The 22,201-nt window shown below is 72.3% G+C and carries 21 protein-coding genes and 1 pseudogene; 16 read left to right on the top strand and 6 right to left on the bottom strand.

Translation table 11 applies throughout. The annotated features are described in order from the left end of the window. Positions 1–1,488: 1,488 nt before the first annotated feature. The 3 genes and pseudogenes from CRP29_RS23815 to CRP29_RS14165 all read right to left on the bottom strand — a co-directional run. Positions 1,489–1,704 (bottom strand): annotated as a pseudogene (locus CRP29_RS23815) (recombinase family protein); the annotation flags it as partial. A gap of 614 nt (positions 1,705–2,318) precedes the next feature. Continuing rightward, positions 2,319–2,624 (bottom strand): hypothetical protein, encoded by a 306-nt coding sequence (locus tag CRP29_RS14170; RefSeq protein WP_097195721.1) that lies wholly within the window; start codon positions 2,622–2,624, stop codon positions 2,319–2,321. A 97-nt stretch (positions 2,625–2,721) separates the two neighbouring features. Next, positions 2,722–3,372 carry a hypothetical protein gene (locus CRP29_RS14165; RefSeq protein ID WP_097195720.1) on the bottom strand — a complete coding sequence of 217 codons (651 nt, stop codon included), beginning with the start codon at positions 3,370–3,372 and terminating at the stop codon, positions 2,722–2,724. Positions 3,373–4,176: 804 nt separating this feature from the next. Between CRP29_RS14165 and CRP29_RS14160 the strand changes: the two genes are divergently transcribed. The 6 genes from CRP29_RS14160 (at position 4,177) to CRP29_RS14135 (ending at position 8,597) form a co-directional block, all read left to right on the top strand. Continuing rightward, the gene (locus tag CRP29_RS14160) at positions 4,177–4,647 is read left to right on the top strand and encodes a DUF6153 family protein (RefSeq protein ID WP_141437137.1); all 471 of its coding nucleotides are present in this window, start codon (positions 4,177–4,179) and stop codon (positions 4,645–4,647) included. 98 nt (positions 4,648–4,745) lie between these two features. Beyond that, positions 4,746–5,396, top strand: coding sequence for a DUF305 domain-containing protein (locus CRP29_RS14155; RefSeq protein ID WP_097195718.1), 651 nt, complete (start codon positions 4,746–4,748; stop codon positions 5,394–5,396). Between the two features lie 131 nt (positions 5,397–5,527). Beyond that, entirely contained in the window at positions 5,528–6,355 is an 828-nt protein-coding gene (locus CRP29_RS14150) for a F510_1955 family glycosylhydrolase (protein ID WP_245852816.1), read from the top strand. Between the two features lie 243 nt (positions 6,356–6,598). Continuing rightward, the gene (locus CRP29_RS14145) at positions 6,599–6,859 is read left to right on the top strand and encodes a hypothetical protein (RefSeq protein ID WP_141437136.1); all 261 of its coding nucleotides are present in this window, start codon (positions 6,599–6,601) and stop codon (positions 6,857–6,859) included. Between the two features lie 29 nt (positions 6,860–6,888). Then, positions 6,889–7,143: an SHOCT domain-containing protein gene (locus CRP29_RS14140; RefSeq protein WP_245852814.1), complete on the top strand. Its 255-nt coding sequence runs from the start codon at positions 6,889–6,891 to the stop codon at positions 7,141–7,143. Between the two features lie 62 nt (positions 7,144–7,205). Continuing rightward, the gene (locus CRP29_RS14135; protein ID WP_245852812.1) at positions 7,206–8,597 is read left to right on the top strand and encodes a multicopper oxidase family protein; all 1,392 of its coding nucleotides are present in this window, start codon (positions 7,206–7,208) and stop codon (positions 8,595–8,597) included. A gap of 68 nt (positions 8,598–8,665) precedes the next feature. On the opposite strand, the gene CRP29_RS14130 is transcribed toward CRP29_RS14135, so the two are convergent. Next, positions 8,666–9,262 (bottom strand): DUF305 domain-containing protein, encoded by a 597-nt coding sequence (locus CRP29_RS14130; RefSeq protein WP_097195715.1) that lies wholly within the window; start codon positions 9,260–9,262, stop codon positions 8,666–8,668. 443 nt (positions 9,263–9,705) lie between these two features. Here CRP29_RS14130 and CRP29_RS14125 point away from each other — a divergent pair, with 443 nt between their 5' ends. From CRP29_RS14125 to CRP29_RS14080, 9 genes are all read left to right on the top strand, one after another. Continuing rightward, positions 9,706–10,083, top strand: a complete 378-nt coding sequence (locus CRP29_RS14125; RefSeq protein ID WP_097195714.1) for an ArsR/SmtB family transcription factor — start codon at positions 9,706–9,708, stop codon at positions 10,081–10,083. Between the two features lie 160 nt (positions 10,084–10,243). Then, positions 10,244–10,585 carry an NADH-quinone oxidoreductase subunit A gene (locus CRP29_RS14120; RefSeq protein WP_097195713.1) on the top strand — a complete coding sequence of 114 codons (342 nt, stop codon included), beginning with the start codon at positions 10,244–10,246 and terminating at the stop codon, positions 10,583–10,585. Next, on the top strand, positions 10,576–11,835 hold the full coding sequence (locus CRP29_RS22425; RefSeq protein ID WP_141437135.1) for a hypothetical protein: 1,260 nt from the start codon (positions 10,576–10,578) through the stop codon (positions 11,833–11,835). The genes CRP29_RS14120 and CRP29_RS22425 overlap by 10 nt, the downstream gene beginning before the upstream one ends. Beyond that, the gene (locus CRP29_RS14105) at positions 11,828–12,766 is read left to right on the top strand and encodes a complex I subunit 1 family protein (protein WP_097195710.1); all 939 of its coding nucleotides are present in this window, start codon (positions 11,828–11,830) and stop codon (positions 12,764–12,766) included. The genes CRP29_RS22425 and CRP29_RS14105 overlap by 8 nt, the downstream gene beginning before the upstream one ends. Positions 12,767–12,776: 10 nt before the next feature. Then, positions 12,777–13,358 carry an NADH-quinone oxidoreductase subunit J gene (locus CRP29_RS14100; RefSeq protein WP_097195709.1) on the top strand — a complete coding sequence of 194 codons (582 nt, stop codon included), beginning with the start codon at positions 12,777–12,779 and terminating at the stop codon, positions 13,356–13,358. Beyond that, positions 13,355–13,672, top strand: a complete 318-nt coding sequence (locus CRP29_RS14095; protein WP_097195708.1) for an NADH-quinone oxidoreductase subunit NuoK — start codon at positions 13,355–13,357, stop codon at positions 13,670–13,672. The genes CRP29_RS14100 and CRP29_RS14095 overlap by 4 nt, the downstream gene beginning before the upstream one ends. Then, positions 13,669–15,606, top strand: a complete 1,938-nt coding sequence (locus tag CRP29_RS14090; protein ID WP_097195707.1) for a proton-conducting transporter transmembrane domain-containing protein — start codon at positions 13,669–13,671, stop codon at positions 15,604–15,606. Before CRP29_RS14095 ends, CRP29_RS14090 begins: the two co-directional genes overlap by 4 nt. Positions 15,607–15,610: 4 nt before the next feature. Next, entirely contained in the window at positions 15,611–17,227 is a 1,617-nt protein-coding gene (locus CRP29_RS14085; RefSeq protein WP_097195706.1) for a complex I subunit 4 family protein, read from the top strand. 5 nt (positions 17,228–17,232) lie between these two features. Beyond that, positions 17,233–18,684, top strand: coding sequence for an NADH-quinone oxidoreductase subunit N (locus tag CRP29_RS14080; RefSeq protein WP_097195989.1), 1,452 nt, complete (start codon positions 17,233–17,235; stop codon positions 18,682–18,684). A gap of 325 nt (positions 18,685–19,009) precedes the next feature. Here CRP29_RS14080 and CRP29_RS14070 read toward each other — a convergent pair whose 3' ends face one another. Then, positions 19,010–20,626 (bottom strand): recombinase family protein, encoded by a 1,617-nt coding sequence (locus CRP29_RS14070; protein WP_097195704.1) that lies wholly within the window; start codon positions 20,624–20,626, stop codon positions 19,010–19,012. A 63-nt stretch (positions 20,627–20,689) separates the two neighbouring features. Here CRP29_RS14070 and CRP29_RS14065 point away from each other — a divergent pair, with 63 nt between their 5' ends. Next, on the top strand, positions 20,690–21,199 hold the full coding sequence (locus CRP29_RS14065; RefSeq protein ID WP_281256811.1) for an HhH-GPD-type base excision DNA repair protein: 510 nt from the start codon (positions 20,690–20,692) through the stop codon (positions 21,197–21,199). 9 nt (positions 21,200–21,208) lie between these two features. On the opposite strand, the gene CRP29_RS14060 is transcribed toward CRP29_RS14065, so the two are convergent. Beyond that, positions 21,209–22,126 (bottom strand): universal stress protein, encoded by a 918-nt coding sequence (locus tag CRP29_RS14060; protein WP_141437134.1) that lies wholly within the window; start codon positions 22,124–22,126, stop codon positions 21,209–21,211. Positions 22,127–22,201 lie beyond the last annotated feature (75 nt).

The following is a 22,201-nucleotide window of genomic DNA, read 5'->3' as shown; positions in this document are numbered from 1 at the left end:
ATCGACGGTGTACCCGTCGCGCAAGATCAGGGCGGCGGCTGTCTCGCGCCGCGCGTTCTCCCGCGCTGCCTCGTCGAGGTCCCGCTTCCGGTTCTCGACCGGGAAGCTGATCCGCAGCGGGACGACGGTGCCGTCCTCGGCTGGCCAGTCCAAGGAATCGGTGATCCGCAGCATCCGGGGCAGCACCGGGTCGGGCCGGACGTCGATCCGTGCACGGGACAGCCGGTGGAGCACGTCGGAGACGGCGCGCGGCATGCGGTGGCCGGCGGCGCCGTCGAGGATGCCGAACAGCAGAGCCGGCTCGCTGATGTCCACGGACACGGTGCGGATCGGGACGGCCGTCTCGGTCGGCGCCGGGGAGAGGACCAGCGCCTCCTGCTCTTCGGTCAGGACCTTCAGGTCCGTGCGGGCGGCAACGAGGCTGGCTGTCGCCTGCTCGATCCCACGTCCGCGCTCCGTGGCCCGCTCGTGCACCACCTCGGCGTCATCGACGGCATCGGTCGCAACGACGATGAGGTGCTCAAGTTCGGCGAGCCGCTCGGTGCGGCGACGCTCCTGCTCGGCCGGGTCGGGCAGCGGACGCAGGTCGATGACGACCGGCTCGAAGGCGCCGATGTGGGCCGCGGCCTGGGCGATGCCGGCGCGGGCGTACCCGGTGTCGAGGTCCCACCGGCGCACCGAGAACAGGTGCTCGCCCTCCCGGCTGTTCCACCCGCGCAGCTCGGCGCGGTCGTTGTGAGCTTCCTCGCGGGGGCGGCGGAACACCTCGTAGCTGTCGCCGTTGGCGACGATGCGCAGGTTGTGCGTCCAGTCGGGGTCGCCGGCCTCGCGGCGCTCGCCGGTGGCAGTGACGAACCACTGCTGACGGACGTCGGCGAACGGAGCGCGGGGCCCGTCGGTGCGGGTGTCGCGCGGCGTGCGGTCGTGGATGCGGCGCTCCCAGGCGTCCCACTGGTCGTCGGTGAGATCGATGCAGTGCTCGGGCAGGTCGACGACCCGCTGGATGCTGCCGAACCGCCCGGGGCGGCGGTCGTCGTGGTCGACGGCGAACCCCTCGAAGTCCTGGTCGCGCCGGATGGCGAAGGGGACCCCCTTGTCGACCATGTACTCCCGGGCGCGCAGGAGCCGCACGTGCTCGGCCAGGGTGCGCGAGGCCCGCTCGAGCTGCTGCTCGGTGAGCTGGTCGTAGGTCTTCGCCGTGCCGTCAGGGTTCACGTGCCGGGTGCCCCGGACGGGCACCTTGTGAGCGGCCAGGTGCTTGCCGGCCGCGAGGAACGTGCCGCCCTCGGCGACGGCGTGCGCCCAGGCTTGCCAGCCGCCGGCGTGCTGTCCCGTCGCCGACTGCAGGTACCGGGTGCGGTGTGTCTTGCCGTCATCGCCGCGCTGCCGCTTGTACGCCAACTCGTACGCGGGGAAGAGCAGCACCTCGGCGTACGGCCACTCGATCCTGCCGCTGACGCCGAGGATCTTGGTGAGCACACCCCGTGTCGTCCGCTTGCGGATCCCGTTGCGCTCGCCGGACGCGGTCCCGTCCTTCATGCCGGCGACCATGGTGCCTTCGGTCGTGGTGATGTCGATGCGCTCGGTGCCCTCGTAGATGTCCACGCCGCCCAGCTGCGCGGCGGCCCGGACGGCCGCACCGAAGTGCGGCGAGCGAACCCAGCGGTCCCACTCGGCGACGTAGAGCCGGTGGATCTCGTCCATCAGGCACACCTCGGCGAGCACGCTGCTCACGGCGTTGCCCGGCAACGGCTCGTCGGGGTTGTCCACGGTGGGATCGGCGGCGCTGTCGAACAGCATGAGGATGACCGCCGCGTGCTCTCGGAGCGGCAGCGCCCAGCCCATGAGCTGCCCGGGGTTGAGCGCGTACCGGTGGGCGTTGGCGCGCCGGATCTCGATCAGCCCCACGGACCGCCGGAGCCGCTCGCCGGCAGCCGACTTGTCCAGTAGTAGAGCTTCCACGTCGAGCGTCTGGAGGTGGGCGATGGCCGGATGCGATCGCAGCTTCGTGCTCGCGGCGTTGACGTTGGCCTTGAGCTCCTTCGGGTTCTGGGCGCTCACCCGGAGCTCGATGGCGTCGCAGGGCCCATCCGGCAGCGTGCCGGCGAGCAGAGCGGGAAGGAGCGGCGGAACGGCGCTGAGGGTCACTGGTGTCTCCGTGAGATCTCCCGGGCTGGCCCCGGCTGCGGAGCACCGTGCGCGCCGTCCGCCGTGTCGCAATCAACTGCGCTTCGCGGCTGAGCTGGGACATCCGCGAAGCGCCGTAGATCGTGGTTCGCCCACCAGCGGGTTGAGCAGCCGGGAGATCTCCGGCGCTGTCAGCCGGCGACCCTGACCCGGGCGCGCTCGACCATGCGGCCGTCGCTCAGCAGCTCGCGGACGACTGGCTCGAGCCGCTGCGCAGGCGAGGGCGCTGCGACGTCGCTCGGGTGGTCGCCGGACGCGTGCAGGCAGCCCTCCCCATCCACGTCCTGGCTGTCGCCTGTGTCCACCTGTGGTGGCGGGGTCAGCGCGGCCTGCACGGCGGTGCGGGCATCCGCGACCAGGCTCAGGAAGCGATCGCGGGCTGCACGGTCGGGAGAGCAGATGTCGCCGGTGGCGACGTAGTCAGGCGTCGAGGTCACTGCCTGGACCGTCGGCGGGGGTCCCCCCGAGCGCAATGAGCTGCTTGTCGACGCCGACTACCTCGACCGGCCCCGACGGCGACCGGTGGGCGTCCGCTCAGCCGGTCGGGCTGCTGGGCGGGGAGGGGTCCGTCGACCAGGTGAGCGGATGTCCGCGGTCGGTGGCGTTGTCGTAGGGCGTCAGCCACCCGCGCACCGTCAGCTCTTCGCCGAGGCCGAGGACCGCGGCGAGTTGCTCGTCGTTCTCGATGCCGTCGAGGTGCGGCATGAACAGCATCTCGTGGTCGAGGTCCTGGAAGACCAAATCGGGGATCGACTCCATGTCGACGGCGCCCGGGTCGTGCCCAGTGCTCCACCACGGCGGCTCGCCGCTGTCGAGGACCTCCTGCAACTCCTCGACCAGGATCTCGGCTCGTTCCAGGACGGCGCGCATCGCGAATGCTTCCATCGTGCAGCTGGGTTGCGTTCCGGGCTGATTGCCCAGCTTCCAGATGACGGCGTCGAGAGCGTGGGTGAAGGCCAGCGCGGTGTAGGCGTCGTAGCTCCCGCGCGTCGCCGAAGGAAGGCAGTCAGCGAACCCGAACGGCCCCAGTTCGACCTCCCACGGCTGGCAGTCGGCGTCCGTGGCGTCGAGCTCCGCGCGGAGTTCGTCGACCAGCAGAGAACAGGTCAGCCACAGGTGGGCTCGCGTGTCGGGGTTGAGCTCGAGCCATGCGGCGAAGTCCTGCGAGGTAGCTCGTCCGGGCACCCACCCATCCTGCGCTGCCCCCGCGGGCGCGTCGACTACTGACGGCCGTCACCAACCGGAAGCGGGTCTCGCGGCGGACGCGCCCCGTGCCGCTGGTCACCGTCGGCTCAGGCCGCCTGCGCCTGGGGGCTGGCGCGGGAGGCCCCACGAGCAGCTCGGCAACACCCGCAGCTCGGCGACGCGGTGCGCCCAGAGGATGCCCCTGCGGTAGGCCCGCTTCTGCTCGGCGAGCCACTGGGCCGGGCGATGCGGCATCCCCGGGTTGGACTTCTGCAGCGGGCCGTGCTCGTTGGTCCACTCGACGAGCTAGCGGAGCTTGCGCTGCAACCGCTCCTCGGCGCTGACCGCGCCAGCGCGACACTCCTCCCGGGAGGTCCTCGCGCTCTGCGACGAGGTGGGAGTCGCCCTACGGGTTTCACCTTTCGGGGGTTCCTTGGCCTGTCTGACGGATTCCCGATGCAACGCGGAGGCCCCACCTCAGACCCTTGCGCTCCATACCTCCGGGGGTACGACTACTACGGACGGGTACCTCCAGGGGTACCCAGCGAAGGGAGAGTCATGACGAGCACCGAGTACGCCGTCCGCGCTGAGGTCCGGATGCCCGGCTCCCACTACGACCTCGCCTAGTACGACGGTGCACCGTGTCTCTCGCCTGGAGTCAGGGACGGCAGGCCCGTTCGTCCCTGCCGAAGGTCCCGTCCAGTAGGGCGCACCGGCTCTGAACCGTCGGCCGTCGTGGCGGTGCCTGGGTCCGGCCGCGGGCCGTCCGGCGGCTCGGAGCGGAGAGCTCGTAGCCTCGACGTCGTGGGGGTGGCCATCAACGGGCGGCGCGCAGCGGCAGTGCTGCTGCTGTTCGCAGTCCTGTTCATGCACGGGCTGCAGTGCAGCTCAGCCGATGTCGTCGCCTCCTCCGCTGCACCCGGCTCGGCGGTCCCCGTGGTGATGGGCACCGCATCGGGCGGCCACCTCGCCCCGGACCACGCCTCGCACACCGCCGCCCCCCCGTCGGTCGAGGTCATGGCCGTCGCCGATCAGGCCTCGGCCGTGGCCGTGCCGATCGGCGAGCACGGCAGCGCGCCCCACGGAGCGGGGCACTTGTGGGCGGTGTGCCTGGCGGTGCTGGCAGCCGGGCTCGCCGTCCTGCTCGCCGTGTTGGCGTCACGACTGGTGCCACGTTGGAAGGCCGTTTGGAAGAGCTCCTTCAGCCGCGCTACCGGGGGTCTGTCGTTGCCGCGACCACCGGATCTCCACGCTCTCTGCCTGCTGCGGATCTAGGCCGATCCGTCCGACCGCCTCGCCCCGGCTCCGGCCGGCCCGCGGCGGTCGTTCGCGCACGCCTTCGTCCGACCACTCATCAGGAGAGAAGTACATCCATGAAGCGCACCACCGCACGCCTCACCGGCATCGCCGGCGCCCTTGTCGCCGGGACCCTGCTGCTCGCCGGCTGCTCCGGCGACGACTCCGACGCCACCAGCCAGACCTCGACCAGCAGCGGGCCGGCCGGCGCCTCGACGAGCGCCGCGGCCGACCACAACGATGCTGACGTCGCCTTCGCCAGCGACATGATCCCGCACCACGGATCCGCGATCGTCATGGCGCAGATGGCTCAGGATCAGGCCGCTGACCAGCGGGTCAAGGACCTCGCCGCCCGCATCGAGGCCGCTCAGGACCCGGAGATCGAGACGATGTCCGGCTGGCTCGCCGACTGGGGCGCCGCCTCGAGCAGCGCCGCCGACGACGGCATGGGAGGCATGGACCACGGCGACAGCGACGACGAGGGCATGGACGACGGGGGCATGGGGGCGATGGACACCGACGCCCTGTCCGGCATGTCCGGGGCCGAGTTCGACCGGATGTTCCTGACGATGATGATCGAGCACCACCGGGGCGCCGTGGAGATGGCCGAGACGGAGCTCTCCAACGGCCGGAACGCCGACGCGATCACCCTGGCCGAGTCCATCCGCGACAGCCAGAACGCCGAGATCGCCGAGATGGAGCAGCTGCTCACCGAACTCGGCGGCTGATCCGACCGCGGCGGAGCGGGCTCACCGGCCCGCTCCGCCGCGACTTGAGCCTCCTCGCCCACTGCCCACACCTCCGGAGATCTTCCATGCGCGCTCTACGCCCGATCCCACCTGTCGTCGCCGCAACAGCGATGTCCGTGATCACCCTGCTGGCCGGCTGCTCCGCGTCGGATCCGGCTCCGGCCGCTGGCTCGACGGTGAGCCAGAACGGCGGCCTGCCCCCCGCGCACGTGCACGCCCTCGCCATCGACCCGCGCGACGGCGCACTGCTCCTGGCCACGCACGAGGGCCTCGTCGAGGTTGGCGAGGATGCACGGCCCGCCGCAGTCGGTCCGGTCATCGACCTCATGGGCTTCACCCTCACTGGCCCCGACCACTACCTGGCCTCGGGACACCCCGGCTTGCGCACGGACCTGCCCAACCCGGTGGGGCTGATCGAGACGACCGACGGCGGCGAGACGTGGACGCCGCTGTCGCGTGCCGGCGAGTCCGACTTCCACGCCCTCACCGCGCTCGGCGACGGCGGCGTCCTCGGCTACGACGGTGCGCTGCGCCGCAGTTCCGACAACCGGACGTGGGAGCAGCTGGACATCCCGGCTGAGCCGCACACCATCGCCGCCGCACCGGACGGCAGTGCCGTGCTGGCAACCACCTCGGAGGGTGTGCTGCGCTCACCTGACGGCGGCGCCACGTGGGCGCCCGTCGACGGGGCGCCGCTGCTGCAGGTCGTCACATGGGCCGATGTCGGCACGGCAGCCGGGGTGGATGCCGCCGGCACCGTGTGGACCAGTACCGACGCCGCCGGGACGTGGCAGCGGGCCGCGGACCTCGGCGCCGCCCCGCACGCGGTGGCCGCGGTGCCCGTGGACGGCGCGGTCCGGATTGCCGTCGTCACCGACGCCGGCTTGGCCGAGTCGCTCGACAGCGGGGGCACGTTCACGACGCTGTTGGCTTCCTGAGCCCACCGGCACACAGGCGCCCAGGCCAGCGGGGCGCCGCGTCGGCGCCGGGTAGAGCGCAGCTCGCGGCAGGCCGGTCGCGAGCCCGGCGGAGCCGTACCCCCCGGGGTATGCTGGACATCGTCGTCGGGCTCAGGGTGCACGCACGGACACTCGCTACGACGTTGCCGGACCGACAGGACCAGTCCGGCGACGAGGCCGTCGCGAGGGGCCCTCGGTCGACATCGAAGGCAGGGACGGTCAGTGCACATCACCGGATGGCAGGACGTGCTCGCAGGTCCCGGAGGGCCGGTCGGGGTGGGTGCCGGGTGGGGGAGCGCGACCGCGTGGCTGGTCGCCGCGATCCTCGTCTCCCTGCTGGTCTTGGTGTGGTGGGCGGTCGGACGTGGCCGGCGGGGGCGGGGAGCGGAAGTGGCGCTGCGCCGCTACGACCTGCAGCGCCCGGCTGCTCCGGATCGCGGCGTGGACGACGCCCGGCGCGGGCAGCGTCGTCGCAGGCACTGATCCGACGGACGAGACGAGAGGGAGGGGCCGTGGGATCTGGCGTGGGCATGGGCATGGGCTGGATGTGGCTGTTCTGGGTGCTGCTGATCCTCGGAGTGGTGCTGCTGGCCGTGGTCGCCGTCCGGGCGTTCGGCGGCGGTGTCACCAGGAGCGACAGAGGGGACGGTCGCATGTCGCAGGAACGGAGCCGTGCGCGGCAGGTCCTCGATGAGCGCTACGCCCGGGGAGAGATCACCACGGAGGAGTATCGGGAGCGGCTGAGCGCATTGGGGGAGGACCGGTAGTGCGGCCGATCAGCCGACGTCACGCCTTGCAGCTTGCTGGGCTGGGAGTCCTCAGTGCTGCCGTGGGCGGCACGGGGATCGTGCTGTCGGGTGGGTCGCGGCTCGATCCGGCGGTCGGCGCGCAGCTGTCCGAGCCCGAGGCGCTGCGCAGCGAGGGCGGGGTGCTGCGGCTGCGGCTCGAGGCCGCCGAGGGGTCGTTGACGGTCGCGGGCCGTCGTGCGCGCGCCTACGGCTACAACGGCAGCCTGCCAGGGCCGACGCTGCGCCTGCGACCGGGTGATCGGTTGCAGGTGCAGCTCGTCAACCGGCTGGACGCACCGACCAACCTGCACGTCCACGGCCTGTACGTGTCCCCCGAGGGCAAAGGCGACAACGTCTTCGTCACCGTGCAGCCGGGGGAGACGTTCGACTACGACTACCGGTTGCCCGACGATCATCCGCCCGGCGTGTACTGGTACCACCCGCACCACCACGGCATGGTGGCCGACCAGGTGTTCGGCGGGCTCTACGGGGCCATCCTCGTCGAGGACCCCCAGGACCTGCCGGTCGCGCGGGAGCGGGTGCTGGTCGTCTCCGACATCACGCTCGACGGCGCCGGTCGGCTGCAGCAGCCCTCGGGGATGGACCAGATGATGGGCCGTGAGGGAGACCTGGTCCTGGTCAACGGGCAGGTCCGGCCGTCACTGACCGCGCGGCCCGGTGAGCGGGAGCGGTGGCGGATCGTCAACGCGTGTGCGGCTCGGTACGTCCGGCTACGTCTGGACGGGCAGCGCATGGACCTGCTGGGCATCGACTCCGGCCGGTATCCCGAACCTCGTTCCGTGGAGGAGGTCGTGCTCGCGACCGGCAACCGCGCCGACGTGCTGGTCACCACCACCGAGGGCAGCAGTGCGCTCGAGGTGCTGGGCGTCGACCGTGGCGGCATGGGCGCGATGGGCGGGATGATGGGCGGCTCGTTCTCCGGCGACGTCGGCACCGTGGCGACCCTCGAGGTGACCGGCGGGTCGGTCACCGCGGCGGCGCCCATCCCGCCGCGGCCGGAACCGCGCGACCTGCGCGGGGTGGAGCCCGCGGGGCGCCGTCGGCTGGTCTTCGCCATGGGCATGGGTGGCGGCATCGGGCCCGGCGGGATGTCCTTCACGATCGACGGCCGGGAGTTCGACCCCGACCGGGTCGACCAGGAGGTGGTGGTCGGCGCGGTCGAGGAGTGGACCATCGGCAACACCTCACCGATGGGCCACCCGATGCACCTGCACGTCTGGCCGATGCAGATCGTCGCCGAGGACGGTCGTCCGGTTGACGACGTCCGCTGGCAGGACGTCGTCAACGTGCCCGCCGGCGGCGAGGTCACCGTCCGCATTTCCTTCGACCGGTTCGGCGGACGGACCGTCTACCACTGCCACATCCTCGACCACGAGGACCGCGGCATGATGGGTGTCGTCGAGGCGCGCTGAGGTGCCGGCCGTGCGCCGTTGCCACCGCGCCTCCGGGTCTCCGGGCGCGCGTGCCGCGTTCGTCCGGCTCAGCCCGTCGGGCAGTCGCGCAACGCTTCCGCCGGGAAGTCGGGGACCGGTCGGGCCTGGGCCTCCTGGACGGTCTCCGCCTCGCCGTTCTCCTCGATGTCCTGGATGAGCCACTCCATCTCGGCGATCTCCCGCCGCTGCGCCTCGCTGATCTCGCGGGCGAGCTGGCACACGCGAACGTCGGTGATCTCGGCGCGCTCGGAGCGGGTGATGGCCAGCGAGTGGTGCGGGATCATCGCGCTCATCCAGGCGGAGTCCTGCACGGTGGTCTGGCTGCGGTCGAGGAAGATCCCGCCACCGAGCAGCAGCAGGCTCGCCGCGACGATGGCGATGTTGGCCTTGGTGTTCTTGTACATGCTCAGCATCCAGCCGAGCATGATCAGCCCCATGGTCCCGCCCATGGTGAGCGTCATGAACAGGCGGCTCTCGCTCCACCGGACGTGGCTCCACTCCCACGTGCCGGCGAACATGGTCCAGTACATGACGACCATGGCCGTCAGGATCATGGCTCCGAAGCGCAAGTACATCTTCGTCTCGTGCGACATCCCGCCGCCCTGACCGTGCTCGTTGCCATTTTCATTCCGCGTCGTCGACATGGATCAGTTCTCCGCTTCTCGTCATCGGTGGAGGGGGTCACGCGCCTTCGTCCGCGCCGGGACGTTCCGGCCTCGTCCGGTGACGCGGAACCGGGTCGCGGTCTCGCGCGCAATGCCGGGGACCGGATGGTGCAGGCGACGACGCCGTGGATCCGTCCGCATGCCCGTACGTTCGTCCGGATAAACTCGCTACTGGAGCGATGCACTCGGTGCCCGGGGAGCAGAAGCCGGCGCTTCGCTGAGCATGCGGAGCAGCCCCTCCTCGCCCGTCGGAGGGATCGTCCCGCCTCGATGCAGGCCTACAGCGTCTGCCCGTCGATCCCTTTGGGTGCTACGTCAGGAGCCGAGCACCCGGACTATCACGGTTGGGCCAGGGCCGTCGTCGGGAGCCCCGGCGTACCCGCAGACCCCTACGGGCATGGACGGATCGGAGGTGTTGCTCGATGTCCGAACCCGACCATGGGCACCCGGTCGACCCTGAGCGCGTTGCCCACGCCCGTGCGCGACTTCCGGGGCGGGAGGAAACCGCCCAGTTGACGAGCGTGCTGAGCCTGATGGCCGACCCCACCCGGGCCCGGGTCCTTTTCGCCCTCGACATGGTCGAGGAACTCTGCGTCGGCGATCTGGCACTGGCACTGGACGCGAACGAGGACGCAGTCGGGTACGCACTGCGACTGCTGCGCACCGCGGGTCTCGTGACCAACCGGAAGCAGGGGCGTGTCGTGTTCTACCGCCTGGCCGAAGGTTTCCCCGAGCCGCTGCGGGAGCACTGCCTCCGCCAGTTGGTCGTGCTCGCGGACGCGGCGCCCGACGACGACTGACGGTGGCGTGTCGAGTCCGAAGCGGGTGGCCATCGCCGCGCGAGCGTCCTTGACCGCCCCTACAGTCGGCGATACCGGGACGGTCGTCCGGATGTTCGTATCGCCTCCCGACCCAGGTCTGGTCACTCTCGGGGGCATCTCGTGAGGCGAGGAGGGCGCCATGGTTGCTCTGCTGACGTTGGTGGCTCTCGTCGTGGCCGGCATCGTGGCGCTCTACGCCGTCTCGTCGGCGCTGCGAAGCACCCGGGAACTCGCCTTGGTGCTGCCGTACGAGTCGGGTCTGCTCCCGCAGCAGCACGCCGTCTCCCGCTACCACGCGCGGTGGTACGCGATCACGGTCCTCTTCCTCGCCTTCGACATGGAAATGATCTTCATGTACCCGTGGGCGGTCGTGGTCGCGGACATGGGGGCGAAGGCCGTCGTCGAGATGTTCGGGTTCCTCGCCGTCCTGCTCGTCGGGGTCACCTACGTCTGGCGTGAAGGTGCGCTGCGATGGACCTGATCGCTCGACTGCGGGCTTGGGCGCTGGCCCGGCCGCGGGTGCTGCTCGTCGATGTCCCCGGCGGGGTGACACTCCGGTGGTCTGTCGAGGCCGAGCTGGACCGGCGTGGCTGGCGGTTGGCCGTGTCTCCCGCGGACGCTGATCTCCTGGTCGTCCTCGGGAAACCAGGCCCGGAACTTGCAGCAGCCGTCGAAGTCCTGTGGAGCCAGATACCTGAGCCGCGGTACCGGGTCGATGTACCCGGTGAGGGCGCCGTCGCCGTCGATCTGGACGCCGGTGTGGATGCGCTGGCCCGGCGGGCCGCATCGGGGGTGGGCGGGGATGACCGGCCGTCGCCGGCGTCGTTGCTCGGTAAGGATGGCGACGCCGACGACGAGGGCATGGACCACGGCGGTGGTCACGAGGGCATGGACCACGGCGGTGGTCACGAGGGCATGGACCACGGCGGTGGTCACGAGGGCATGGACCACGGCGGTGGTCACGAGGGCATGGACCACGGCGGTGGTCACGAGGGCATGGACCACGGCGGTGGTCACGAGGGCATGGACCACGGCGGTGGTCACGAGGGCATGGACCACGGCGGTGGTCACGAGGGTCACCACATGCACCACGGCGGCGAGGTGGCCGGGCTGCCGATGGCCTCCACCGGCTCGGACCGGGACGGTCTCGAGCTCGACGTCCTCAAGGTGTCGCTCGGACCGGTGCTGCCGGGCTGGCCGACCGGTCTGGTCCTTCGGGCGGACCTGCAGGGTGACGTCCTCGCGTCCTCAGAGCTGGCCTGGCTCGATGCCGGCATCCTCCCCGCTGCGTCCCCGCCTCCGGAGGCCCAGCGGGCGGCGCTGGACCGGCTTGCCCGGTTCCTGGACGTGGCCGGCTGGCCCTCTGCCGCCCGTGACGCACGCCGGGCACGGGACGGGCTCGCCGCTCACGGGCCCGGTCACGGGGGAGCGCAACGGCTCGCCGAGACGGTGGCGCGGCGGGTGCGCCGGTCGCGGACCCTGTCGTGGACGGCCGGTGGTATCGGGCAGATCGCGACGGAGCGCGGTTCCGGTGAGGACGTCCTGGCCCGCGTCCGGCGCTGGTGCGACATCGCGTCGGGGCAACCGGTCGACGATCGGCCCGCGACGTCGCTGGCCGAGGTCGCAGCCCTCCTCGAGGGCGCGGAGATCGGCAGCGCGCGCCTGATCGTGGCCAGCCTCGACCTCGCGCCGGTGCCCGCGGCGCCGGCTCCGGAGCACGCGCATGCCTGAGCAGACCCTGGCAGAGGCGTGGGGACTGGCGCCGGCGGTCCTCGGCGTCGTGGCGATCGGCCTGGTCCTGGGGCTGGTCGTGGCGGGAGTCGACCGCGCCGTGGTCTCCGGCGCACCGAGGACCGCTGTCGAGCCGATCCGCTCGAGCGCACGCCTGCTGGTCGAGCAGCGGCGGACCACGCTGGCACCGGACCGGCTCCTGTGGCGACTGGGCTGCGCAGCGGTGCCGGCCCTGGCGCTGTTGTCGCTGGCTGTCGTCCCGATCGGCGGGCGCACGCTGTGGTCGACCAGTGCCGACCTCGTGTGGTTCAACGCCATGGAGGCCCTGCTGTGGGCCGCGGTCTGGCTGGTCGGCTGGGGACCGAACGCCGTCCACGCGCTGACCGGCGGCTACCGCTTCCTCGCCCAGGGGCTGGCCTACGAGCTCCCGCTGATGTTCGCGCTCATCACCGCCGGGCTGGCCGCCGGATCGCTGCGGACGACGGACATACTCGCCGCCCAGCAGGACCTGTGGTTCGTGGTCACGATGCCGGTCGCCTTCGTGGTGTTCGTGGGTAGCGCCGCGGCCTTCGCCTTCTGGGGGCCGTTCGCCGCCCCCACCGCGGCCGACATCGCCGGCGGTGTCACCTCCGAGCTGTCCGGGGTGGACCGGCTGCTGGTCGAGGCAGGTCGCGCCGTCTTCCTCGGCGCCACGGCGGCAATGGCGGCGGCGCTGTTCCTCGGCGGCGGTTCAGGCCCATGGCTCCCCGGCCCGCTGTGGCATCTGGTGAAGACCCTGGCCGTCGTTGCCGCCCTGGTCTGGGCGGGACGACGGATTCCCCTGCTGCGACCCGACCGCACGGTGGAGGTGGGGTGGACCGTCCTCGTCCCGCTGACACTGCTGCAGGCGCTGGTCGTCGCCGTACTCGTTCTCAACGGGTTCTACGCGTGAGGAGGGAACGATGCTGACCGAGCTCTCCGGCTGGGCAATCACCGCCGTCGCCGTCCTCGGGGTCCTGTCGGTCGCCGCGGGGATCGCCGTCTTCGTCGTCGACTCGATGGCCCGGGCGACCTTCGCCCTCCTGGCGTCCTTCCTCGCCGTGGCGGGCGTGCTGCTGGCCCTGGACCTGGTCTACCTGGCCGTCGTGACGGCGCTGATGATGACCATCGAGATGGCGATCATGGCTGTCTTCATGATCATGTTCATGATGAACCCGGCCGGGCTCATGCCGATGACGATGGTGCACAACGCCAAGGCGTCGGCCGTCATGGGTGCGGGCGCGTTCGTCGTCCTCGCCGTCGGGATCTGGACGATCGACTGGCCGACGCGGAACCCCCCGCGCCCCGCGGACAGCACCCGGCAGCTCGGCGAGGCGATCATGGGCAGCCACATGCTGGTCATGCTGGTCATCGGCATCGCACTGTTCGCGACGATTCTGGCCGGCACGATCCTGGCCACGGCGCGTGGCCGCTACGACCGGCTCGGCCCCGGGCTGGACGCGACGCACCCGGACGACCCGGTACCCGGGGGACTGCCGCGATGACCGCCGAGCTCGTGCTGCAGATCCTGCTGACGGTCGCTGTCGCCCTGGTCGGGGTGGGCCTGTTCGGTGCGCTGTCCCAGCAGTCGATCGTCATGGTGATGATGGGCCTCGAGCTCGTGCTCAACGGTGTGCTGCTGGCCGGGGGAGCGGCCTGGTACTTCCTCGCCCCCGAGCTGCCCGACGCCCAGGTCCTCGTCGTCGTCGCGCTGGTGGTCATGGCGGTGGAGATGGCCATGGGCTTCGCCGTCACCGTCGCCATCTACCGTGCCCGCCAGGTGGACATGGTCGACATGGCCACGGACCTCCGCGGATGAGCGGCGCGCTCACAGCCCTGGTGCTGCTGCCGGCTGTCTGCGGGACGGGGCTGCTGGTCACCGGACGAGTGGCGGACCGTATCGCCGGGCCGGTCGCCGTGGGTGTCGCCGGCGCCGGCGTCGTGCTCGCGGCCCTGGTGGCGGACGCCCGGCCGAGCGTCTCGATGCCGTTCCTCGGCATCGTCGACGGCGGGGATCTGCGGCTGGTGGTCGACGGCCTGTCCGCGGTGCTCGTGGTGCTGGTCGCTGCCATCGCCCTGCTGGTCACCGTCTTCGCCGTCGCCGACCTTCCGGCAGACGATGCGCGGGCCCGCTTCTTCGGCTACCTGTTGCTGTTCGTCGCGGCGATGCTGGCCACGGTGACCGCGGCGACGCTGCCGACGCTGCTGCTGGCGTGGGAGGTCATGGGTGCGACCTCCTTCGCGCTGATCGGCTTCCGGTGGGAGGAGCCGGGCAAGCTCGCCGCCGGCACGCGGGCCTTCGTCACGACGCGGGCCGGAGATCTCGGGCTGTACGTCGCCGCCGGTGCCGCGCTGGCGGCCACCGGGAGTCTCGCCCTGGCCGACCTGGGCAGGGCGACCGGCGGCTGGGCGGACGTCGCGGCTGCCGGTGTGCTCGTCGCCGCGCTGGGCAAGTCTGCGCAGCTGCCCTTCTCCGCCTGGCTGTCGGCGGCCATGCAGGGCCCGAGCCCGGTCAGCGCCCTGCTGCACTCGGCGACGATGGTCGCGGCCGGTGGGTACCTGCTCATCCGCCTGCAGCCGTTGCTGGCCGGGACCGGCTGGGCCGCGACGGCCGCGGCGTGGGCCGGTGCGCTGACCGCACTCGTGCTGGGTGCGGTGGCCGTGGCGCAGACCGACCTCAAGCAGTTGCTGGCGGCCAGCACCGCCGCGCAGATCGGATTCGTCGTTCTCGCCGCCGGGGTGGGCGCCACCGCTGGCGGCACCGCGCAGCTGGTCGCCCATGCCGCGGTCAAGGCGGGGCTGTTCGTCGCCGCCGGCGCCTGGCTCACCGCGCTGGGCACCAAGGAACTTGCCGACCTGCGGGGCGCGGCCCGCCGGTACCCGGGCATCGGCGCCGCTGCCACCGTCGCCGCCCTCGCGCTGGCCGGCGTGCCGCCGCTCTCGCTGTGGGCCACCAAGGACGAGGTGCTCGCCGGGGTCGACGGGACGGCGCTGCACGTCGTCGGCCTTGCCGCCGCCGCGGTCTCGGCCGTGTACGCCGGCCGGATCCTGGCCGTCGTCCTCGCCCGGCCGGCGGGGGATGAGGCCGTCGACGCCGAGGAGCCGGGAACCCGACGGATCCCGGTCCTGACCACCGCTGTCGCCGGTGTGCTGGCGGTGTTCGCCGCCGGGCTCGGGCTGCTCGCGCTGCCTGCTGTGGCCGAGGAACTGAAGGCGGTGCTGGACGCGCAGGGGGAGACATCCCCGGTGCTGGGAGAACTGCTTCTCTCCGGGGCGCTGGCGCTCGGCGTGCTCGGGCTGACCGTCGCCGCTGTGCGCGCGCGTCCGGCTGTCGTGGAGTGGCTCGCCAGGAGTCTGCTCGGGTCGTGGGCCGGCCTGGGCCGGTTGCTGTCCCCCCGACCGGCACTGGCGCTGGCCCGGGTGCTGGCGACCGTGGACGACCGGGTACTCGACCGTGCGGTCATGGGGGTGGCGGCCAGCGGTCGCCGGCTCGCGGGGCTCTCCGCCAAGGCGGACGACGCGATCCTCGACCGGGCAGTGTCCGGCGTCGTCACGGCCACCCGCCGGACGGCGGACAGCTCGGCTCGGATCGACAACGGACTTGTGGACGGCGCGGTCCGGGCGACCGCGCGGATGTTCCGTCGCGCCGGCGATGCCGCGCGCCGTCCTCAGACCGGGCTGCTGCACCAGTACTACGCCCAGGCCGTGGTCGGTCTCGGGGTCCTGCTCGTCCTGCTGCTCGTCGTGAGGTGAACCGGTGCTGCTGACCGTCGTGATCTTCCTGCCGCTGGTGGCCGCCGGCGTGCTGCTGGCCGCGCCCCGGCTCGGCGGCCGGGCGGCCGTCGGCGTCTGGGTGGCGGCGTCCGCCCTCGACCTCGCGCTCATCGGCTGGATGTGGTGGCGCTTCGACCCGGGCGACGGCGCCTCGGGCCTCGTCGACGGCCTGGCGTACGAGGCCGACCTGCAGTGGATCCCGACGGTGGACGCGGGCTACCACGTCGGTGTCGACGGGCTCTCCCTCCCGCTCCTGGCCCTGACCGGTGTGCTGTTCCTGGCCTGCGCGGTCTACTCCCTGCGGGAGCCGGACCGGCCGCGGACGTACGCCGCGCTGTTCCTCTTCCTGCAGACCGCCTGCCTCGGCACGTTCGCCTCGCTCGACCTGATCCTGTTCTTCGTCTTCTTCGACCTGACCATCGTCGGGATGTACTTCGTCATCGCCGGCTGGGGCCACGGCAACGCCCGGCGCAGCGCGCTCAAGTTCTTCCTCTACACGTTCGTCGGGTCGCTGGCGCTGCTGGTCGGTTTCATCGGACTGTTCCTCGGCAGCGAGGAGCGCACCTTCGACATGGTCGCGCTGGCGGCCAACCCGCCGCTGGCCGACTCCCCGGTGGCCGGCGGCCTGGTGCTCCTGGCGATCGGCCTGGGGCTGGCCGTGAAAACGCCGCTGTTCCCGTTCCACACCTGGCTGCCCGATGCGCACACCGACGCGCCCGCGGCCGGGTCCGCCGTCCTCGCCGGGATCCTGCTGAAGCTGGGCACCTACGGCTTCGTGCGGATCGCCATGCCGATCCTGCCCGACGCCTGGCAGCGGTGGGCGATGGTCGCCGTCGTCGTCGGCGTGATCAGCGTGCTGTGGGGCGCGTTCGTCGCCCTGGCGCAGACGGACGTCAAACGGATGATCGCCTACACCTCGGTCAACCACATGGGCTACGTCCTGCTCGGCCTCGGTGCCGCGGGCCTGGTGGCCTCCGCCGACGAGGGCGCGCGGACCGTGGCCACGGTCGGCGCGATGTACCAGATGGTCAGTCACGGGCTGCTCACCGGCGCGTTGTTCCTGCTCAGCGGGTGGCTGTGGTCCCGCGGGCACAGCTATGCCTTCGACCGCTGGGGCGGCCTGGCCCGCCCGGCGCCGGTGTTCGCCGCCTGCCTCGCGGTGGCCGCCTTCGGCTCGCTGGGGCTGCCCGGGTTCTCCAGCTTCATCGCCGAGTTCCAGGTCTTCACCGGCGCCCTGCAGGCCGCGCCCGTGGCCACGGTGATCGCCGTCCTCGGCATCCTGGTGACCGCCGGGCTGTTCCTGCTCACGTTGCAGCGGCTGCTCACCGGCGACACCGTCGCTCCGGAGGAGCCGGACGCCGGCCAGGAGACGGACGCCGGCCAGGTGCAGGAGGACCCGGCTCCGGCCCGAGCGGGCGGTGGCACCGCGGTCGCCGCCGAGACCCGGCAGACGACCCGGATCCGCGACCTGCGCGCCAACGAGGTGGTCGCGATCGTCCCGCTGCTCGCGCTCGCCGTCGTGCTGGGGCTGTTCCCCCGCGTCCTGCTGGATGTCCTCGAGCCGGCGGCGATGGCGGTCGTGGAGCTGGTGGCTCGGTGACGGGCATGTCCGGGAGCGGGGAGGCCTGGTCGGCCTTGCTGCCGGAGGCCTTCCTTCTGCTGGGCGCGGTCGGCGGGCTGCTCCTCGGCCTGTGGACGCCGCAGCAGCGGCAGTGGCGGGTCCGGGTCCTGGTCACCGTCGCCTGCCTGGCCAGCGCGGTTTCCGCTGCCCTGGCGCTGCCCGATCCCGCGCAGCGGGTCTTCGAGGGCACCTGGGTCGTCGACACCACCACCGGTGTCGTCCGCGTCGTCGTCGCCCTGGGTGTCGCCGCCCTCGTGTGGCTGGCCGCGCCGTCAGTGGCCGGGCATCCCCGGGAGACCGAGGCCTACGTGCTGATGCTGCTGGGCGCGCTCGGGACGGTCGCGCTGGCCGCCAGTGGCGACCTGCTGCTGCTCGTCGCCGCCTACCTGCTGGCCAGCGTCCCGCTCTACGCCCTGGCCGGCTTCGCCAAGGACTCGGCCGGGACCGAGGCGACGATGAAGTACTACCTCATGGGCGCCTTCGTCGGCGTCCTGCTGCTCGTGGGAGTCGCCGCCCTGGTGCTCGCCTCCGGCACGACCGGCTACTCCGAGCTCGCCGCGCTGCTCCCCGAGTCGTCACCGGTGCTGCTGGCCGTCGGGGTCCTCGGCGTGCTCGCCGGCGTCGCCTTCAAGGCCGGTGCCGTTCCCGTGCACTTCTGGGTTCCCGACGTGACGGCAGGGACGACGCCGCCGATGGCCGCCTACCTCACCACGATCCCCAAGATCGGTGCCGTTGCCGCAGCCTTCCGCCTGCTCGCCGAGCCGTTCGCGGACCTGCCCCTCGACGTCCCGCTGCTCGTCGCCGTCATCGCCGCAGCCAGCATGACGCTGGGCAACCTGGCCGCATTCGCCCAGACCGACGTGCTGCGGCTGCTGGCCTACTCGACCGTCAGCCAGGTCGGCTATCTGTTCATGGTCGTCGCCGTCGCAGCCCGCACCGACCTCGCGGTCCCTGCCCTTGCCATCTACCTGGCCGCCTACGCAGTCACCAACATCGGGGCCTTCGCCGCCGTCGTCGCCACCCCGGCGGCCCGCACGATCACCGACTGGGCCACGGCCGCAGCGCAGCACCGGTGGCTGGTGGTCAGCCTCGTGATCTGCCTGCTCGGCCTGGTCGGGACGCCGCCGACGGCGGTCTTCGTCGGCAAGCTCGCCGTCTTCGCCGCGGCGTGGGACGGCGCGATGCCGTGGCTGGTGGTCGTGGCCGCGGTGAACACCGTCGCCAGCCTCTTCTACTACCTGCGCTGGATCGCGCCGGCCTTCGTCGGAGTGCCAGTCGCAGCGGCCACGGCGGAGGGGTCTGTCGGGACGGGGGCGCGCACCGCGGCCGGTACGGCGCAGACGGTTCAGCGAGTTCCGGTGGTCGTGCTCCACGCCGCTGCGGCGATGTCGATCCTGCTCGGCGTGGGCGCCGGCCTGTGGCTCGGGGCGGTCTGACGCCGTACCCGCGTGGCCGGCAGACCGGACAGCGGACCCCGGCGGGACGGCGACAGGCGGTGCGACCCCCCGTGCCATCGAGCGCCTCACGCGACCGTGCGTTGTCCGGAGTGAGGTCGTTCCCCCTTTCGAGTCAGGGATGACTGCGCTTCTCCGGGGCCTGCGGACGGTCCGCCCGCATGACGACGAGCGGGGCCACCACAGCCCACTGCATCTACGACCTCGATGAGGCTCTCGCGCACCACCTCGCCGATGCCCCGGCGATGACGCCGCAGCGGTGGGCTCGCCTGCGCCCGCGCCTCGAGGCGCAGGCGGTGCGCCGCCTTCAGTCCGCCGGCGGCTCGTCCGTCCGCCAGACGATCGACAGGCGCGTGTAGTCGAACCTGTTGCTCCGCTGCACGGCGGGCCGGACGACGATGGCCGTGATCTCCTCTTCGACGTAGGCCCGGCGCTTGTCGACCGTCATGTCGTCCCAGTCCTCGGGCCCGACCTTCGCGTGCCGGACGCTGCGACCGTGCTGGAACACCCACCGCGCCCGCTCGGCCTGCAGTTCCTCCACCCGGTCCGAGAGCTTGGTGAACTCCGCGTTCAGGAGCTGACGGGCCTGGCCCTCGGCCTCCACCAGCTGCGGCATCAGCGCTCTCATCTGCGCCTTCGTGGCCGCCAGCTCGTCCTCGTCCGGCCAGGTGTCCTCCTCGTGGACCGTCAGGGTGCTGATCGCCATCCGCTGCTTCATGGCGGCCTCAATCAGCGCCTCGACCGCCCGCCCGGAGCAGGTCACCTTCCCGCAGCCGGCCTTCCCCTTCTGCCCGGTGCGAGGTTTGCAGGCGTAGAAGTGGCTGCCGTCCGACCGTGCGTTGGCCGACATCGATCCTCCGCACTGCGAGCACTGGAGCAGGCCGGACAGCAGGTACGACCGGCGGCCCTCGTTCTTGCGGTGCCCGGACCCCTTCGCCTGGAGGGTGTCGAAGACCTGCTGCCACGTGTCCTCGTCCAGGATCGGATCCCACTCGCCCTTGACGAAGGCCGTCCCCTCCTTGTCGGCGATGAACGTGCCCTGGTGCACGCGGAAGCCGGCCAGCCGGGGGCTCTCCAGCATCAACCGCAACGGTCCCGGCCTCCACTCGTTGCCGCGGGTGGTGCGGATGCCGCGCTGATTGAGGTCGCGGCAGATCGTGGTCAGCGAGACCCCGAGCAGGACGTCCTGGGCGGCCTGCTCGATGACCTTCGCCTCCGCCTCGAGGACGGCGTGCTGCCGCTTCCCGGCGGCGATCACGCGGCCGTCCTTGAGCGTGAGCGGCGCCTTGCCGTCGGTCCACTGCCAGCCGAAGGGGCGAGTGCCGCCGACAGGCCGCCCGGTGAGCGCGACCTCGCGGTGCTTCAGCGCGACGCGGCGGGCGGTGTCCCGGCTGGCCTTGTTCGCGAAGGCCACCATGACCCGGGCCAGGGTGAGGCCGTCCGCACTGGCGAGGTCGATCTTGTCCTGGGCCGTGGCGAAGAAGAGCTGGCGCCCCTCCTTCGCCGCGCGGTCGTAGATGTCGATGACCTTCTCGAGGTCCACCGGACGGCGGGCCAGGCGGTCGAGGTCGTAGACGACGATCCCGTCGATCGTGCCGTTCCGCAGGTCTTCCAGCATGAGCTCGAACTGCGGGCGGACCACATCCTTGAAGGCGCTGACGTCGTTGTCCTCGTACCAGGCCGCGACCGTCCACACGAGCGGCTGGCTGGTGATCGACATCAGCTTGCAGACCTGGTCGACCGCCTCGCGCTGCCGGGCGACGCCCGCCCCGCGGTCACCGGTGCCCTCGTCCTCCTGGTCGTCGCTGATCCGCCCGTACCCGCCGAGGAGGAGCTCCCGCGCGGTCAGGAGTTCGGCCTGCTTCTCCTGCACGAGCTGGACGGCACCCATGCGGAAGATGGCACCGTGGTCCTTGCGCGCCACGCCAGCGCCCCTCTCGACGGAGTGCGCTCGGCCGGTCGCTCTGCGTCACTGCTTGGCTGAACGATACGCTGCGACCAGCAGTTCCCGATGGAGCGCGCCTTCTCGGCGCCCCGCCTGCTCGCCGACCGGCTCGGCGCCGACACCCTGGACGCCGGACAGCTGGCCGGCGCGGACCCCGAGGAGCTCACCGCCGTCTTCCAGGGCCCGCCGGCGCTGCACCGGTACCCGGGCTCGATGGCCGGCCGCACCCAGGACCTGTGCCGGCTCCTGGTGGAGCGCTACGACGGACGCGCGGAGAACCTGTGGGCCGACGCCCCGGACGGGAAGGCCCTGCTGCGCCGGCTCAAGGAGCTCCCGGGCTTCGGCGCGCAGAAGGCCTCGATCTTCCTGGCGCTGCTCGGCAAGCAGTACGGGGTCACCCCGGCCGGCTGGCGCGAGGCCGCCGGGGCCTACGGCGACGAGGGCTCCACCCGGTCGGTCGCCGACATCACCGGCCCCGAGTCGCTGGCCGACGTGCGCCGGTTCAAGCAGGAGCAGAAGGCGGCGGCGAAGAAGCAGGCCGACGCCGGCTGAGCGCTCCGCTCAGCTCGGCCCGGGACCGGAGGCCTGACCCGGCTGCTCCCGGAGCGGGACGACGGCGACCGGGCACGCCGCGCGGTGCAGCACGGCGTGGGTGGTCGAGCCCAGACGCGCGAGACGGCTCCGGTGCCGGTGGCCCACCACGAGCAGCTGGGCGGAGGCCGAGGCGTGCAGCAGGGCGGTGGCGGCCCGGTCGCGCGCCACCACCTCCTCGATCCGCACGCCGTGGTCGCCGCTGCGCCACCCGGCGAGGGCCTCGCTCAGCTGCCGCTGCTCCTCCGCCTCGATCGCGCTCCAGTCGACCACCGGACCGAACCCGCCGACGGCCGACTCGACGGTGACGTCGCGCCACGCGTGCACGGCACGGAGGTCGACCCCCCGTGCTGCGGCCTCCTCGACGGCGAAGGCCAGCACCGCGTCGTCGCCGGGCCGCCCCTCGACGCCGACCACGACGGGCAGCCGCCCGCCCTCCTGCGTGCCGAGCTCGTCGGGCAGGGCGATCACCGGGCACTCGGCGTGCTGGACCAGCGCGCCGGCGGTGGACCCGAGCAGCAGTCCGGGCAGCCCGCCGATGCCGCGGCGGCCGGTCACCAGCAGGGCGGCCTCGGACGACAGCGCCAGCAGGCCGTCGACGGGGTAGTCGTCGATCACCGCTGCGGTGATGTCGGTCAGGCCGGTGGCCGCCCGGGCGGCGGCAGCAGCCGCCTCGACCAGCGCGGTGGCGCTCTCCCCGAACCGCGCCTGGATCTCGCGCGCGGCCATCGGGACACCTCCGCCCCGCGGGGTCACGTGCACCACCAGCAGGCCCAGCCCCCGGCGGCGCGCGCACTCCGCCGCGTGGACCGCGGCGCGGGTCGAGGAGTCCGAGCCGTCGACCCCGGCCACCACCAGCCCCGCCGCTGAGACCGTCACATCGCCCACCGGACACCTCCCGTCACAGGAACGGCCTCTGCCGTCCCGTCCGCAGTCTGCACCGGAGGGGTCCACGGGCGGAAC

The organism is Blastococcus aggregatus (genome assembly GCF_900221005.1).
Classification (GTDB): domain Bacteria; phylum Actinomycetota; class Actinomycetes; order Mycobacteriales; family Geodermatophilaceae; genus Blastococcus; species Blastococcus aggregatus.
This window is presented reverse-complemented; position numbering and strand designations above follow the sequence as displayed.

Excerpts from the sequence above, each read along its gene's own strand:
- CRP29_RS14155 (WP_097195718.1), top strand. The coding sequence starts at position 4,746 with ATGAAGCGCACCACCGCACGCCTCACCGGCATCGCCGGCGCCCTTGTC.
- CRP29_RS14150 (WP_245852816.1), top strand. The coding sequence starts at position 5,528 with ATGTCCGTGATCACCCTGCTGGCCGGCTGCTCCGCGTCGGATCCGGCT.
- CRP29_RS14130 (WP_097195715.1), bottom strand. The coding sequence starts at position 9,262 with ATGTCGACGACGCGGAATGAAAATGGCAACGAGCACGGTCAGGGCGGC.
- CRP29_RS14125 (WP_097195714.1), top strand. The coding sequence starts at position 9,706 with ATGTCCGAACCCGACCATGGGCACCCGGTCGACCCTGAGCGCGTTGCC.
- CRP29_RS14120 (WP_097195713.1), top strand. The coding sequence starts at position 10,244 with ATGGTTGCTCTGCTGACGTTGGTGGCTCTCGTCGTGGCCGGCATCGTG.
- CRP29_RS22425 (WP_141437135.1), top strand. The coding sequence starts at position 10,576 with ATGGACCTGATCGCTCGACTGCGGGCTTGGGCGCTGGCCCGGCCGCGG.
- CRP29_RS14105 (WP_097195710.1), top strand. The coding sequence starts at position 11,828 with ATGCCTGAGCAGACCCTGGCAGAGGCGTGGGGACTGGCGCCGGCGGTC.
- CRP29_RS14100 (WP_097195709.1), top strand. The coding sequence starts at position 12,777 with ATGCTGACCGAGCTCTCCGGCTGGGCAATCACCGCCGTCGCCGTCCTC.
- CRP29_RS14095 (WP_097195708.1), top strand. The coding sequence starts at position 13,355 with ATGACCGCCGAGCTCGTGCTGCAGATCCTGCTGACGGTCGCTGTCGCC.
- CRP29_RS14090 (WP_097195707.1), top strand. The coding sequence starts at position 13,669 with ATGAGCGGCGCGCTCACAGCCCTGGTGCTGCTGCCGGCTGTCTGCGGG.
- CRP29_RS14080 (WP_097195989.1), top strand. The coding sequence starts at position 17,233 with ATGTCCGGGAGCGGGGAGGCCTGGTCGGCCTTGCTGCCGGAGGCCTTC.